Source organism: Rheinheimera sp. (genome assembly GCF_036568245.1).
Lineage (GTDB): Bacteria > Pseudomonadota > Gammaproteobacteria > Enterobacterales > Alteromonadaceae > Alishewanella.
On sequence record NZ_DATCSY010000185.1, the window covers coordinates 1 to 12,990 of the forward strand.

A 12,990-nucleotide genomic window follows, 5' to 3' on the forward strand; every position below is an offset into this window, starting at 1 on the left:
GTTCGGCTGCTACGACATCACCAAATGTCACTTTGCAGCCTTTTTTTTCCGGTATTGCTTTGGATGTCACACCGCAGATAGACGCCAGCGGAAACGTGATCTTACACGTGCATCCGTCTGTTACTGAAACTGCCGAGCAAGTTAAAAAAATTTCGCTATCTGCGACAGACAACATCATATTGCCATTGGCACAAAGTAATATACGTGAGTCTGATACCATCATTAAAGCCCGTAGCGGTGAGATCGTCGTCATGGGTGGCCTGATGCAAACGGTTACCAGCGACAGCGAGTCACGCACGCCGGTACTCAGTGCTATTCCGCTGGTGGGTAAACTGTTCACCAGCCTGAATAAAGTCGAAAAGAAAAAAGAGCTGGTGATATTACTGAAACCTACTGTAGTCGGTGAGGGCGTATGGCAACAGCAGATCCAGCAGTCGTCTGGTTACATCGGTGACTGGTATCCAAAGTAATAATGTATCAGCAACATTTTCAGCTTAGCCGTATGCCGTTCGGGCTAACGCCAGACACGACATTCTTTGTGCCGCTGCAGCAGCACAATGATGTGCTGGCGGTGCTGAAAACGGCGCTGAACGCTGGTGAAGGTTTTATTAAGGTCTGTGGCGAAGTGGGCAGTGGCAAAACGCTGTTGTGCCGGAAGTTGCTACAGCAAACAGAACCAGACTGGCAACTGGCTTATATACCAGACCCTTGTCTGAGCCCGCTTGAGCTGCGCTGGGCATTAGCGCTGGAGTTGGGGCTGAAACATTCCGCTAATATCGAGCCACCGCAGCTATTGCAGTTATTGCAACGCCAGCTGATGTTGCTGGCAGGACAGGGTAAGAAGGCCATCGTGCTGATAGATGAAGCCCAGGCTCTGCCGGACGAGACCCTTGAAGCGTTGCGTCTGCTGACGAACCTGGAAACTGAGCAACGCAAATTGTTGCAGGTGGTGTTGTTTGGCCAGCCAGAGCTGGACAGCCGCCTTGCCAGTTACCGCTTTCGCCAGTTACGTCAGCGCATTTCTTTTTCTTGCCGTTTAACCTTGTTAAACCGCCAGCAAGTAGGGGCGTATCTGCAGCAACGGCTGTATCAGGCAGGTACACAGCGTATGTTATTTAGCAGACAGGCACTAAAGGCACTGGCGCGTTACAGCCGGGGCGTGCCGCGACTGGTGAATATACTGGCCCATAAAGCGCTGTTATTGGCGTTTGGTGAAGGCAAAACACATGCAGGTTATCAACATGTGCGTCTGGCAGCATGGGACACAGAAGATGTTCAGCCTAAACCAAAAGCCTGGTGGTGGTATGGTTTGGCATCAGTGTCTGTATTGGCAGCCGGCTACGCGATGGCAGCAGGCAGTCAGTGGCTGGCCGGGTGGATGGTGCTATGAGTGTGCTGAATAAAATGCTGCGCGACCTGGAGCAGCGGCAACATGCCTCAGATGCCACAACGGCAATAACGCTGCACGGGCGCAGCGATGAGCGCCCGTTATGGCTTAATGTGCTACTGCTGCTAAGTGCTTTGTTACTGGCGTTTGCGGTATATGCCATTTTGACTCGGGAGCCCGCGCCTGAAAGTAGCGAAGCTGTGCCGGCAGTTGCAAACCCTGCACTGACAGACCATGTCACTTCTGCTGCCCTGCCAGATAGTGCGGCTGAACCGGTGATCAGCGCCGAGGTTATACCGGCAACAATGCAACAAAGCACGCCAGTAGCCAGCACCGCGTCTGGCGGCGCTGACACCGGGGTGAAGGAACAGGCCGCAATTGACACTGTTAATGAAACGAACACCGAGGCTACAGCAGACAACGCATTACAAAGTACAGAGCGCGACCAGGCAGGATCTGAATCAGATGTAACAGCGCAAACTCAGACGATAGCAACAGAACTTGCCAGGCCCACTTTGCCGGTAGCAAGTGTTGTTGCTAATACTGCCGCTAATGCTGAGGCTAAAACTGAGGTGACAGTAGTGCGTGTTCCAGCGTCACCCCAGCAGCAGGCCGCATTATTACAGCAGCAGGCGCTGGCAGCAGCGCAGGCCGGGCAGCTACAGCAGGCATTACAGTTGTGGCAGCAGCTGCAGCAATTTGCGCCGCAGAATGCAGTTGCTTATCTTGAACAAGCGCGGTTATGGCATCAACTGGGGCAGCCGCAACAGGCGCTTACGGTGCTGCAACAAGCGCTACAGCAAGGCATTGTGCACGCCGACATTCAGCTGTTGCTGGCACAACAGGCGGCAGCCCAGGCACAGTGGCAAAGGGTGGATACGTTGCTGCCGGCGCAGTTTGTGTTGGCGCAACAACCCGAGTATTACGGTTTAAAGGCAACCGCATTGCAGCAGTTGGGGCAGCCACAGGCTGCACTTGACTGGTTCAGCCAGCTAATTGTGCTGCAGCCGCAACAGGCGCGCTGGTGGCTTGGCGCCGCCATTGCTTTTGATGCACTGTCGCAACCTGAGCAGGCCCAATTGCACTACCGTCAGGCCTTACAATGGGGCGACAGCCTCACGGCGGCCAGCCGAAACTACATTCAGCAGCGCTTAGCTGCAATAGAGTAACCTTATGCAAAGACCTCGTTTAAAAATGCGTTTGGGTGACTTACTGGTACACGAGAATATTATCTCAGAGCCACAGTTACAGCAGGCATTGGCGCAACAGCAGCAAAGTGGCCGCAAATTAGGTGCTACGTTAATTGAGCTGAAGTTTTTATCAGAACAACAATTGTTGCAGTTTCTGGCGCAGCAACTGAATGTACCTTTTCTTGATATTGCGCAAAAACGCATCGACCCTAAAGCGGTACAGTTATTGCCGGAAGTACAGGCGCGCCGGTTCAGGGCACTGGTGCTGGAAGACCACGGCAGTACTGTATTGCTGGGCATGAGTGACCCGGCCGATTTAGCCGCGCTTGATCAGTTGGCCGATCTGCTTGCTCCACGGCAGATTGAGCTGGCGGTGGTACGCGAGAGCCAGTTGATTGAGGCTTTTGATACCTTATACCGGCGTACTAAAGAGATCGAAAGCTTTGCCTCGCAGTTAAAAGAAGAGCATGGCGATGACCAGGGGCTGGATCTTACTGCAGTAGATGAGCAGATCGACGCTGACAACACTATTGTTAAGCTGCTGCAGTCTATTTTCGAAGATGCGGTACAGGTAAAAGCGTCAGACATTCATATTGAGCCGGATGAAAAAGTGCTGCGTATCCGCCAGCGGGTAGACGGCGTGCTGCAGGAAAGCATTCTGAATCAGGTCAGTATAGCGTCGGCACTGGTGTTACGGCTTAAGCTAATGGCTAATCTGGATATCTCAGAAAAACGTCTGCCACAGGATGGCCGCTTTCAGATTAATGTGAAAAAACATCAGATAGATGTGCGTATTTCTACGATGCCGGTGCAGTATGGTGAGTCAGTGGTTATGCGTTTGCTTGATCAGTCTGCCGGTATTTTGCAACTGGAAGAAACCGGTATGCCAGCGCCATTGCTGGCAAAATTGCGGCGTATTATTAAAAGCCCGCACGGTATGATTCTGGTGACCGGGCCAACCGGTTCAGGTAAAACTACTACGTTGTACGGCCTGCTTAGTGAACTGAACCAGGCGGGCAGTAAAATTATTACTGTGGAAGACCCGGTTGAATACCGTTTGCCGCGGATAAACCAGGTACAGGTTAACCATAAAATTGGCTTGTCGTTCAGTAATGTACTGCGCACTGCACTGCGACAAGATCCTGACATTATCATGGTGGGTGAGATGCGTGATCAGGAGACTGCCGAAATGGGCCTGCGCGGTGCACTGACAGGTCACTTAGTGTTATCCACCCTGCACACTAACGACGCGGTAACCAGTACGCTGCGTTTAATTGATATGGGGGCGGCCCCTTATCTGGTGGCATCGGCACTACGGGCTATAGTGGCACAGCGGTTGATCCGGCGGCTATGTGATTACTGTAAACAGCCTTATCAACCGGATGATCTGGAAAGCAGCTGGTTAAGACACAGTAAAGCCAATGCCGCCGCCAGCTACTGGCATGCGCCGGGGTGTCAGTCGTGCAATCATAGTGGCTATAAAGGCCGGTTGGGTGTATTTGAACTGTTGGTTATCACCAAGCCGCTGGCCGATGCATTGCGCCGTGATGATACGTCTGGCTTTGCCGAGCTGGCGCATCGCAGTGAGGGTTTTACCAGTCTGGGCACCATGGCTCTGCATTATGCGCAGCAGGGTATCACCAGCCTTGATGAAGTGATCCGGGTGTCGGAATACCTTGATACCGATCCCGATTTTGGCGCCGTGAGTAGCTAAGCCTATGCCTCAATTTATTTACACCGCAAGAGATAGCACAGGCAATGCCGTGCGTGGTGAGCTTGAAGCCGGCAGCGAGAGTGCTGCGGCTGATATACTGCGCCGGCGCAGCTATATTCCGCTGACAATTAGCCGTAACGACGCTGCAGACAAGCCCGGTTTCAGTAGCCCCGTGCTGTGGCAGCGTAAAGTGTCACTGACTGATCTGATTATGTTTTCACGGCAGATGTACTCGCTGATGAAAGCCGGTATTCCTATTATCCGCGCCATAGAGGGGCTGGCGCAAAGCACCAATTCGGTGAGGTTGCAGCAAATATTGCAGGAGCTGGTAGACCAACTGGAAAACGGCCGCAATCTGTCACAGGCGATGTCGGTGCATCCCGCGGTGTTCAGCCGGCTGATGGTCAGCATAGTGCATGTAGGCGAAAACACCGGCCGGCTGGACGAAGCATTTTTACAGCTGACGTACTACTTTGAGCAGGAACTGGAAACCCGCAAGCAGATTAAACAAGCCACCCGCTATCCGTTTTTTGTGTTACTGACACTGATAGTGGCGATGTTTATTCTTAACCTGGCGGTAATACCACAGTTTGCCAATATGTTTGCCCGCTTTAATGCCGAGCTGCCGTGGTCAACCAAAGCACTGCTGGCCAGTTCAGAGTTCTTTATCGCTTACTGGCCGTTGATGCTGCTGGTGGCAGTTGCCACCGGTTTTGGTTTCAGAGCTTATATTAAAACCGATAAAGGTCTTAAAGTATGGGGACGCTGGAAAATCCGCTTTCCCATTATCGGCAGTGTGATATACCGCGCCACGTTGGGCCGTTTCGCCCGTAGTTTCGGCATGATGCTAAAAGCCGGTGTACCAATGACCAGTGCGCTGACACTGGTCGCCGATGCGGTAGATAATGATTACCTTGGCGATATTATCCGCGAGATGCGGCGCAATATTGAACGCGGCGAAAGCCTGCTGCGGGTAAGCCAGCAAAGCCAGATGTTTACGCCGCTGGTACTGCAAATGCTGGCGGTAGGGGAAGAAACCGGCGCGATGGACGAAATGCTGTCTGAAGTGGCCGGCTTTTACGAGCGCGAAGTCGCGTTTGATTTAAAAAGCTTAACCGCCAAGATAGAGCCTATCCTGATCTGTATTGTTGCAGTGATGGTGCTGATTCTGGCGCTGGGTATTTTTACGCCAATGTGGGATATGTTAAACGCTTACAAAGGTGGTAATAGTTAGCGCCAACAGGTGCCGACAAATAATGTGTAATTACAAACTTTAGCGATATACTAACGATAACAAATAGATGGGAGAAACAAATATGAAAAGACAATCAGGCTTTACGCTAATAGAGCTGATTATCGTGGTAATTATTCTGGGTTTGCTGGCAGCAACAGCATTACCGCGGTTTTTAAATGTCACTGAGCAAGCAGAAGATGTGGCAATTGAAGGTATTGCCGGAGGTTTTGCGTCAGCTGTCGGTTTGGTTCGCGCGCAGTGGGAAGTTGATAGCCGGCCTGCAGGTAACGCTGGTGCAGCTAATAGAACTCAGGTGTTATATGATACTGTGAATATTGGTGTAGATGGTAATCTTGGATTCCCATCAGGTAACCCGGCCAACAACACTTTGTCAACGGCTGTCAACGCAGCAGACTGTCTGTTTCTGATAGACAACCTGTTCCAAGGCACGCCGCGCGCAAATACGACTTTTTCAACTGCTGAGCAGCTTTATGTTCGTGTTGATTCAAACGTTTGTTTCTATCATCAAACAGCAGGTTTAACTGCAGCGCCAACTGATACCGCAAATAACAATTCATTTTCATATGAGCCGGCTACAGGCCAAGTATCACTAAATTTAAATAGACCCTAACTAAGAAAGGTGCAGTAATGAAACGCAATCAAGGTTTTACATTAATTGAATTAATTATTGTTATCGTAATTCTGGGTATTTTGGCGGTAACCGCGGCACCTAGGTTTTTCAATTTTGCAGGTGATGCCCGTGTTAGTGTGCTTACCGGATTAAAAGGCTCAGTGCAGGGTGCAACGCAAACCGTATATGCCAAGGCTGCAATTGAGGGGCAGCTAGGTGCTGGGCCAAATACATTAAACCCAAGCGGAATAACTATCGTGTATGGTTATCCAGATGCTACTGCATCAGGAATTATTGCCGCTGCTACGTTGGATGCCTCGGCTATTACAACGACTGCAGCATCAACAGATTGGGTATATTTTATTGGCGCAGCGAATGATATTTACCTGGCGCAAAGTTCTGTAGTAGGTACACCGGCTTCAGCAGATGCAGCAGGTATTACCGCTAAAAACTGTTATATAAGATATACGAATGCTGCAAGCGCTGAAAACCCGCCGACAATAGCAACAACTGTAAGTGGTTGTGATGATTAATGTTTGAGTACTCGACGCTGCCTAACTGGCAGCGTTACTTTTTTATTTAGTGGTTCATCGGATAACCCAATGCATGCTTTGCTAAAGAAGAAAGGTTTCACTTTAATAGAGCTGATAGTTGTGTTGGTGGTACTTTCCGTTCTGGGTGTTTCCCTAGCCTCGCGTTTTTTTACCATGTCCGGAACATCAGAATATCTATACCAGGATCAGATCTTAAACCTGCTGCGCCGGGCGCAGATGCAGGCCATGCAATGTACCGATTGCGTAGTTCCATCCGTTAGTCTTTCAGAGAAAGAAGCTCGGCTTGGCACTGCAAGTTGCGAAAATGCAGATACCAGTATGGCGACAACTGTATGTGTTGCTGCACGTGAAGCAGTAAGTTTTTCTCCTGCAGGTACAATCAGTTTTAATAGTCTCGGCCAGCCCACTTGCACTACGAGCTGTACTATTGCAGTTGAAAGCGAAACCACACTTCGTATCTGTATCGAAACGGAAGGTTATATCCATCCATGTTAAAACCAAGCCGCGGTGTTACCTTAATTGAACTGATTATCGGCATAGTCGTGCTTGGGATTAGCTTAAGCCTTATTACTTCTGTCTTGGGACCGTTGTATATCAGATCTGTCGATCCCTGGCATCAGGTACGCGCTGCCGAGCTTGGACATAGCCTGATGAATGAGATACTTGGTAAGGCTTTTGATGAAAACAGCAACCGCAGTGGCGGGCTGTTGCGTTGTGATGAAGATGGTGCTGAAAATTGTAGCTGTACTGCAACCGAGGTGGTACTTGCATTTTCTCGCTGCACAGCCGGTTCTAATTATTCTGCTTTTGGACCTAATAGTGAAATACGTAGCCAGTTTAATGATGTAGATGACTATCACGGTCTTACACAAAGTGGCGCTGATATTTCGAATATATTTGGTTCAGGATTAGCTGATGCCTACCGTGAGTATACGGTTGGCGTACAGGTTGATTATGCTGGTACTGAAGTTGGCATGGGAGGCAGCAACGAAGCCAATCGTTTAGTCAAACGAATCACCGTATCAGTAACAACACCCACCGGTGATGTCATAGATTTTGCCGCCTACAAGGGTAACTGGTAATGCGTTGCCGGGGCTTCACATTGGTTGAACTGGTGATTACGCTGGTGGTGTTGGCGATACTGGCGCTGGGTGTTACCAGCTATTTGGGTATTGGCTCGCGCATGTATGCCGATGCGGCATTGCGTGAACAGGTGCTGGGTCAAAGCCGCTTTGTTGCCGAGCGCTTAGTGCGTGAGCTGCGTAATGCGGTGCCGAATAGTATTAACAATAGGTTTATGCCCACAGCCTTAAGAGACTGCCTAAAATTTCGGCCAATATTATTCAGTGGTATCTATACAAAGTTACCCCATACAGAAAGTAGCACTACTATGGAGGTAATCAGCCCGAGCCTAACTGACAAAGCGGAAGGCAAATTGCTGATTGTTTACCCGACCAAACCTGCAGATTTTGCTTTAAGCGGGTCGGGAACCGGTAAAGCCACAGTAATCAATAAAGTAGATTTTGACTCCAATCCTATTAAACTCGAGTTTAGTAATTTTCAATTCTCACATGAGTCTCCCGAACAGCGTTTTTATATTGCTGATGATGAAGTGGAGTATTGTGCCATTTCTATAGGCAAGAACGTCAAAATTGAACGCAATGGTGTTCTGATGGCTGATGGGCTGACTAAATGGAAAGTATTTGACATCAGCCAGCCTGTGCTAACCCGTAATGCGGTAGTGCATATCCTGTTACGGTTTGGCTATGAAGATAACGCAGATATGTTTTTAAATTACGAGGTGCATATCCCCAATGTACCCTGAACAGAATAAGCAGCGGGGCAGCGCTTTGGTGATTGCTGTTTTTATCATTGTAGTGATGCTGGCGCTGGTGCTGGGCTTGTCGCGGCTGCTTACCAGTAGCAGCGAAACCATAGTGTATGAGGTGCAGGGCAGCCGTGCGCTGTTTGCTGCTCAAAGCGGGCTGGAAATTGCCCTACCTAAGTTGTTTCCACTGGGGTCGACCAAAGTAACTACTTGCCCGGCTAACATCAGTGACCCAATTAGTTTCAGTGATACGGCATTGAATGGTTGTAAAGTTGTTGTGATGTGTGAAGCCTTTCCTGAAGAGCCAGAAGTAGCAGAAGTATTTCGGCTTAGCAGCCGCAGCGAGTGCATTGCGAATGAATTTACCACCAGCCGCAGCGTGCAGATAGAGGTACGCAGATGAGGTTATTACTGCTGTTGTTAGTGCTAGCTTTACCGATCCAGGCAGCAACTTACACTATGGCATCGAATAGCCGACCGCCTTGTAGCACCAGTTGGAGTGTCAGCGGCACCACCTATACCTGTACCGGAAATGGCAGGATAACGCTGAACAATAATGATGTTATCGCTGCCTCCGCTAATGCTATTACACTTGTTGCGGCCAATGGTTTTCGGCTTGGAAGCAGAGTAACGCTGGGTGGAAATAGTAATAAGGTGAACTTGCAGGCAACGTATGGCACTGTAGAAATTTCTGCGAATAGCATTATCTGGGGCAGTGTGCAAACTAGCAGTGGTGCGATTACCGTGAACTCTGCGACGCTACAAGGTTCAGTCCAGACTAACTCAACTTATAACCATAATGGTGGGGTAGTAAATGGCAACATCAATGCAACTAATGGGGTTGTGCTGACCAGTGTAACTGTATCTGGTACAGTTACCGCAAATAGTGATGTGAATCTAACCGGGAGTAGCATAGCGGGTAAGGTAACCAGTAGTTCTAATAAAGTAACGGCTACAAACAGCACTTTGCAAAATGGTGTTTCAGGCAGCAGTGGTGTGCAGATTTCCGGTGGTACTTTAAGTGGTGACATCCAATCAGTTTGCAATAATGTTGTGCTTAACAATATCACTATGCTGTCCGGTGATATTAAAACAACTCCTGAACTGGGTACGGGGTGCGGTGCTGACAGGGTCGAAATTGTTGGGGGCAGTATAACGGCGAATATTGTTGGTGGTGCTAATAATGTTGTCATAAGAGATGGAGCTGAGTTCAATGGGAATATTCAGGCCAGATATAACGTTCTATTGAATGGCAGTACTGTCCGTGGTGATATCATTGGTGAAGATGGTTATGTTTTGCAAGAAACCAGGCTTATAAATGCAGAGGTTTATGGCTCAGTTACCGTTGGTACATCATGGCAACGAATTGTAGGTGAGGGCAATAGTGCCATATATGGCCAATGTACATATGGCGCAATCACTCCGGCGACACTGTGTTCGCAGCAGCCAGTGCAATGTTTGGCAGATGATTTTAATACAGCCAGCCTGACAGACAGCTGGGTCACGGCTCGTAGCAGTGGCAACTTTACACCTTCGGTTGTCGATAGCCGTTTGCGGCTGACGCAGGCAGTTGCAAATCAATCTACTTCAGCCACTTTTCAGCGCTTGTATCCGGCGGCAAATAATCTGCTGATAATAGAGTTTGATTACTATGCCTGGTCATCCCAGAGTGGTACCGGTGCTGATGGTGTGGCTGTGATCTTATCGGATGCTAATGTTGCGCCACAGCCCGGAGCTTTTGGTGGATCCCTTGGCTATGCGCAGAAAGGTGCCGGTACTGATTGCCCTAATTGTGCAGGGTTTGCCGGCGGTTGGTTGGGTATAGCACTGGACGAGTACGGTAATTTCTCTAACCCGACTGAAGGGCGTAATGGTGGGCCTGGATTTCGGCCGCAATCAGTGTCTGTGCGTGGGGCGGCTGCCGGTAATTATCAGTATCTCACTGGCACGGCGGCCAATCTTAATCCACGTATTGATGTGCGCAGTACTTCAACCGCAGCGCCAGGTCATCGTTATCGTATAACCATTGATTCGCGTCAGGCAGATCAGGCTCTGGTATCAGTGCAGCGTGATAGCGGTAGTGGTTTTACCACCCTGATTGCTCCTTTTAATGCTCTGGCATTCAATGGCCAGTCACCGGTGCCGGAAAATTTCTTCCTGTCTTTCACCGGTTCAACCGGTGGTTCGAACAATAACCATGAACTGGACAACCTGAGTATCTGTGCATTGCGTTCAGAGCCGGTTGGCGTATTAATCGATCATTTTCAATTAAGCCATCCGGCAGAAATGGTCAGTTGTCTGGCGGCGCCGGTGCAGATAAAAGCTTGTTTAAATGAGCGCTGCTTAGATGGTGCAGATATCTACACTGATCCGGTAGCAGTAACATTAAGCGCCGATGGTAATGCCAACTGGGTAGGTGGTAATACGATTACGCTGAGCAATGGCATCGGGACCGCTTATCTGAGAAATCCGGTTATTGGTGCTAATCCGCAGGTGAGTATCGACGCCGTAAGCAGCGTACCTGCGGCCAAAGCTTTTTTCCGCGAGCGCAATAGATGCCTGACCGGGCCAGATGGTACATCATGTGAAGTCCGTTTTGTTGATAGCGGGATTTTATTTACTGCACCAGACGGCGAGCTGCCATTAGATCATCAAACAGCAGGTGTTGGTTTTTCTGGTGTGCTGAGAGCTATTAAAACCGATCCAGATGACTTGTCATGTGAAGCGCGGATAAAAGACCCTCAACCTGTAGAGTTAGGTTTTAGTTGTGAAAATCCTGGTACTTGCATTTCCGGACAGCAGTTTTCAGTAAATGATACGGCAATTGACGCCAACGATGCTGGTACAGTTGTCAGCCGAACTACGCTAATGTTGAACTTTGATACGACAGGCTCTGCGCTTTTGACGATGAACTATAGCGATGTGGGACAGCTTAGATTACACGCCCGCCTGACTCTGCCGGAGCAACTGCCTGACCCGGCGATAACCTTGCAAACCAGCAGCAACGCTTTTGTGGTGCGGCCACATACCTTGGCGGTGGTGCAGGCGACACGTGCAGATGGCAGTGCCAACCCGGGTACCACAAACACGGGCGATGGCTTTATTGCCGCCGGAGAGCCCTTTAACGTAGTGATAGAAGCGCAAAATGCCCATGGTGCAGCAACGCCTAATTTTGGTCGTGAGATGTCGCGCCAGTTAGTGCAGCCGGCATTTAGCATGCTGGAATACCCTGCTGACGGCAGTGATGGCATTCTTAGTGCCGGAGTGATAAATATCAATCAGCCCGCTCAGAATGGCCGCCAAACTGTAACCGATGCCAGCTGGAATGAGGCGGGGAGCATCAGGTTACATGCTAAGCTTAATAATGACAGTTATTTAGGTGTGGCCGACGTTTCGGCTAAACCGGTCAGTGGCATTATTGGCCGGTTTTATCCAAATATGTTCAGACTGGAGTCTTCCAGTGTGTTGAATAGCTGCCGTCTGCATGCCGATGTTAACAATCATTTCAGTTATATGTCGGAAGATAAGCTAACGGTAAATTATAAGCTGTTGGCGACAGGCTTTGCGGGCAATACATTGCTGAATTACCATTCTGACGTTTATACCGATACAGCAGAAATGCTGGTTGTTGCAGAGAATAACTTGATTCGATTAGATGCTGCCCGGCTGGCGATTAATACAGCAAAGTGGGAGTATGGAGTTTACACCGTAGCGCAGACTGACGCCGCTTTTAAGCGCGCAACAACACCTGATGGCCCTTATGCTGCTTTGCAACTTGGCCTGCAAATCTTGTCAGGCTCTGAGCGGGATAATCGTAATTTCTCAGCATTCACACTTGGCACGGATGCTGTAGCATTAAATGCAGCAGAGGAACCATTACGAGTTCGCTTTGGCCGCATGGTGCTGGACAACGCCTATGGCCCGGAAAATGAAAACCTGCCGCTGGTAGCCCGTGCAGAATACTGGAACGGCGCTGCTTTTGTCACTAACCCGCAGGATAATTGCAGCCCGCTAAATGATAGCCTAATTGTGTCACCGATTACATTTAACCCGCAAGATAGCGGTAGTACCACTATCACTGCCGACTCCAATCCGTTATGGCCAAATGTAAACCAAGGCAGTAGTGTTATAAACGGAGCTAGTCAACTTTGGCTTAACGAGCCAGATCCAGTTCTGCGTGGTACTGGTAATGTTGAGTATCAACTGAATGATCATCCCTGGCTGCAATACGACTGGGATGCTGATGGTGGCTTTGATGAAAACCCTACTGCCGAATTTATGTTTGGTCGTTTTCGCGGTAATCCACGGCAAATTTACTGGCGCGAACTTTTTCAGTAAAGGTTCAGTTTTACCCCTTAAGCTGTGCGGCATTTTCGCTATCGTCAGATAAATGCCGCCAGGGCTTGGCTTAATTGCATAAAAATGTAAGATAAAGCTATTCACGTGGCAGCG

The 12,990-nt window shown here is 49.4% G+C and carries 12 protein-coding genes and 1 pseudogene; all 13 read left to right on the forward strand.

The window, feature by feature from the left end:
• Positions 1–470, forward strand: a 470-nt coding sequence (locus VIN66_RS08400) for a type II secretion system protein GspD (RefSeq protein ID WP_414709882.1), incomplete at its 5' end; no start/stop codon positions are given.
• Positions 471–472: 2 nt separating this feature from the next.
• The gene (locus tag VIN66_RS08405) at positions 473–1,390 is read left to right on the forward strand and encodes an ExeA family protein (RefSeq protein WP_331923558.1); all 918 of its coding nucleotides are present in this window, start codon (positions 473–475) and stop codon (positions 1,388–1,390) included.
• Positions 1,387–2,556: a hypothetical protein gene (locus VIN66_RS08410; RefSeq protein ID WP_331923559.1), complete on the forward strand. Its 1,170-nt coding sequence runs from the start codon at positions 1,387–1,389 to the stop codon at positions 2,554–2,556. The genes VIN66_RS08405 and VIN66_RS08410 overlap by 4 nt, the downstream gene beginning before the upstream one ends.
• A gap of 4 nt (positions 2,557–2,560) precedes the next feature.
• On the forward strand, positions 2,561–4,291 hold the full coding sequence (locus tag VIN66_RS08415; RefSeq protein ID WP_331923560.1) for a GspE/PulE family protein: 1,731 nt from the start codon (positions 2,561–2,563) through the stop codon (positions 4,289–4,291).
• A 4-nt stretch (positions 4,292–4,295) separates the two neighbouring features.
• Positions 4,296–5,525, forward strand: a complete 1,230-nt coding sequence (locus VIN66_RS08420) for a type II secretion system F family protein (protein WP_331923561.1) — start codon at positions 4,296–4,298, stop codon at positions 5,523–5,525.
• Between the two features lie 82 nt (positions 5,526–5,607).
• A pseudogene (locus VIN66_RS08425) lies at positions 5,608–5,655 on the forward strand (prepilin-type N-terminal cleavage/methylation domain-containing protein); the annotation flags it as partial.
• A 69-nt stretch (positions 5,656–5,724) separates the two neighbouring features.
• Positions 5,725–6,156 (forward strand): hypothetical protein, encoded by a 432-nt coding sequence (locus tag VIN66_RS08430; protein ID WP_331923568.1) that lies wholly within the window; start codon positions 5,725–5,727, stop codon positions 6,154–6,156.
• A gap of 17 nt (positions 6,157–6,173) precedes the next feature.
• The gene (locus VIN66_RS08435) at positions 6,174–6,689 is read left to right on the forward strand and encodes a prepilin-type N-terminal cleavage/methylation domain-containing protein (RefSeq protein ID WP_331923562.1); all 516 of its coding nucleotides are present in this window, start codon (positions 6,174–6,176) and stop codon (positions 6,687–6,689) included.
• A gap of 69 nt (positions 6,690–6,758) precedes the next feature.
• A complete protein-coding gene (locus VIN66_RS08440) occupies positions 6,759–7,205 on the forward strand; it encodes a prepilin-type N-terminal cleavage/methylation domain-containing protein (RefSeq protein ID WP_331923563.1) in 447 nt (148 codons plus the stop codon).
• Positions 7,199–7,792, forward strand: coding sequence for a type IV pilus modification PilV family protein (locus VIN66_RS08445; protein WP_331923564.1), 594 nt, complete (start codon positions 7,199–7,201; stop codon positions 7,790–7,792). The genes VIN66_RS08440 and VIN66_RS08445 overlap by 7 nt, the downstream gene beginning before the upstream one ends.
• The gene (locus VIN66_RS08450; protein ID WP_331923565.1) at positions 7,792–8,535 is read left to right on the forward strand and encodes a PilW family protein; all 744 of its coding nucleotides are present in this window, start codon (positions 7,792–7,794) and stop codon (positions 8,533–8,535) included. Before VIN66_RS08445 ends, VIN66_RS08450 begins: the two co-directional genes overlap by 1 nt.
• On the forward strand, positions 8,525–8,941 hold the full coding sequence (locus VIN66_RS08455) for a pilus assembly PilX N-terminal domain-containing protein (RefSeq protein ID WP_331923566.1): 417 nt from the start codon (positions 8,525–8,527) through the stop codon (positions 8,939–8,941). Before VIN66_RS08450 ends, VIN66_RS08455 begins: the two co-directional genes overlap by 11 nt.
• A complete protein-coding gene (locus VIN66_RS08460) occupies positions 8,938–12,876 on the forward strand; it encodes a DUF6701 domain-containing protein (RefSeq protein ID WP_331923567.1) in 3,939 nt (1,312 codons plus the stop codon). Before VIN66_RS08455 ends, VIN66_RS08460 begins: the two co-directional genes overlap by 4 nt.
• Positions 12,877–12,990 lie beyond the last annotated feature (114 nt).

What these genes read in the sequence shown, in the direction of transcription:
- VIN66_RS08405 (WP_331923558.1), top strand. Translation starts at nt 473, where the DNA reads ATGTATCAGCAACATTTTCAGCTTAGCCGTATGCCGTTCGGGCTAACG.
- VIN66_RS08410 (WP_331923559.1), top strand. Translation starts at nt 1,387, where the DNA reads ATGAGTGTGCTGAATAAAATGCTGCGCGACCTGGAGCAGCGGCAACAT.
- VIN66_RS08415 (WP_331923560.1), top strand. Translation starts at nt 2,561, where the DNA reads ATGCAAAGACCTCGTTTAAAAATGCGTTTGGGTGACTTACTGGTACAC.
- VIN66_RS08420 (WP_331923561.1), top strand. Translation starts at nt 4,296, where the DNA reads ATGCCTCAATTTATTTACACCGCAAGAGATAGCACAGGCAATGCCGTG.
- VIN66_RS08435 (WP_331923562.1), top strand. Translation starts at nt 6,174, where the DNA reads ATGAAACGCAATCAAGGTTTTACATTAATTGAATTAATTATTGTTATC.
- VIN66_RS08440 (WP_331923563.1), top strand. Translation starts at nt 6,759, where the DNA reads ATGCATGCTTTGCTAAAGAAGAAAGGTTTCACTTTAATAGAGCTGATA.
- VIN66_RS08445 (WP_331923564.1), top strand. Translation starts at nt 7,199, where the DNA reads ATGTTAAAACCAAGCCGCGGTGTTACCTTAATTGAACTGATTATCGGC.
- VIN66_RS08450 (WP_331923565.1), top strand. Translation starts at nt 7,792, where the DNA reads ATGCGTTGCCGGGGCTTCACATTGGTTGAACTGGTGATTACGCTGGTG.
- VIN66_RS08455 (WP_331923566.1), top strand. Translation starts at nt 8,525, where the DNA reads ATGTACCCTGAACAGAATAAGCAGCGGGGCAGCGCTTTGGTGATTGCT.
- VIN66_RS08460 (WP_331923567.1), top strand. Translation starts at nt 8,938, where the DNA reads ATGAGGTTATTACTGCTGTTGTTAGTGCTAGCTTTACCGATCCAGGCA.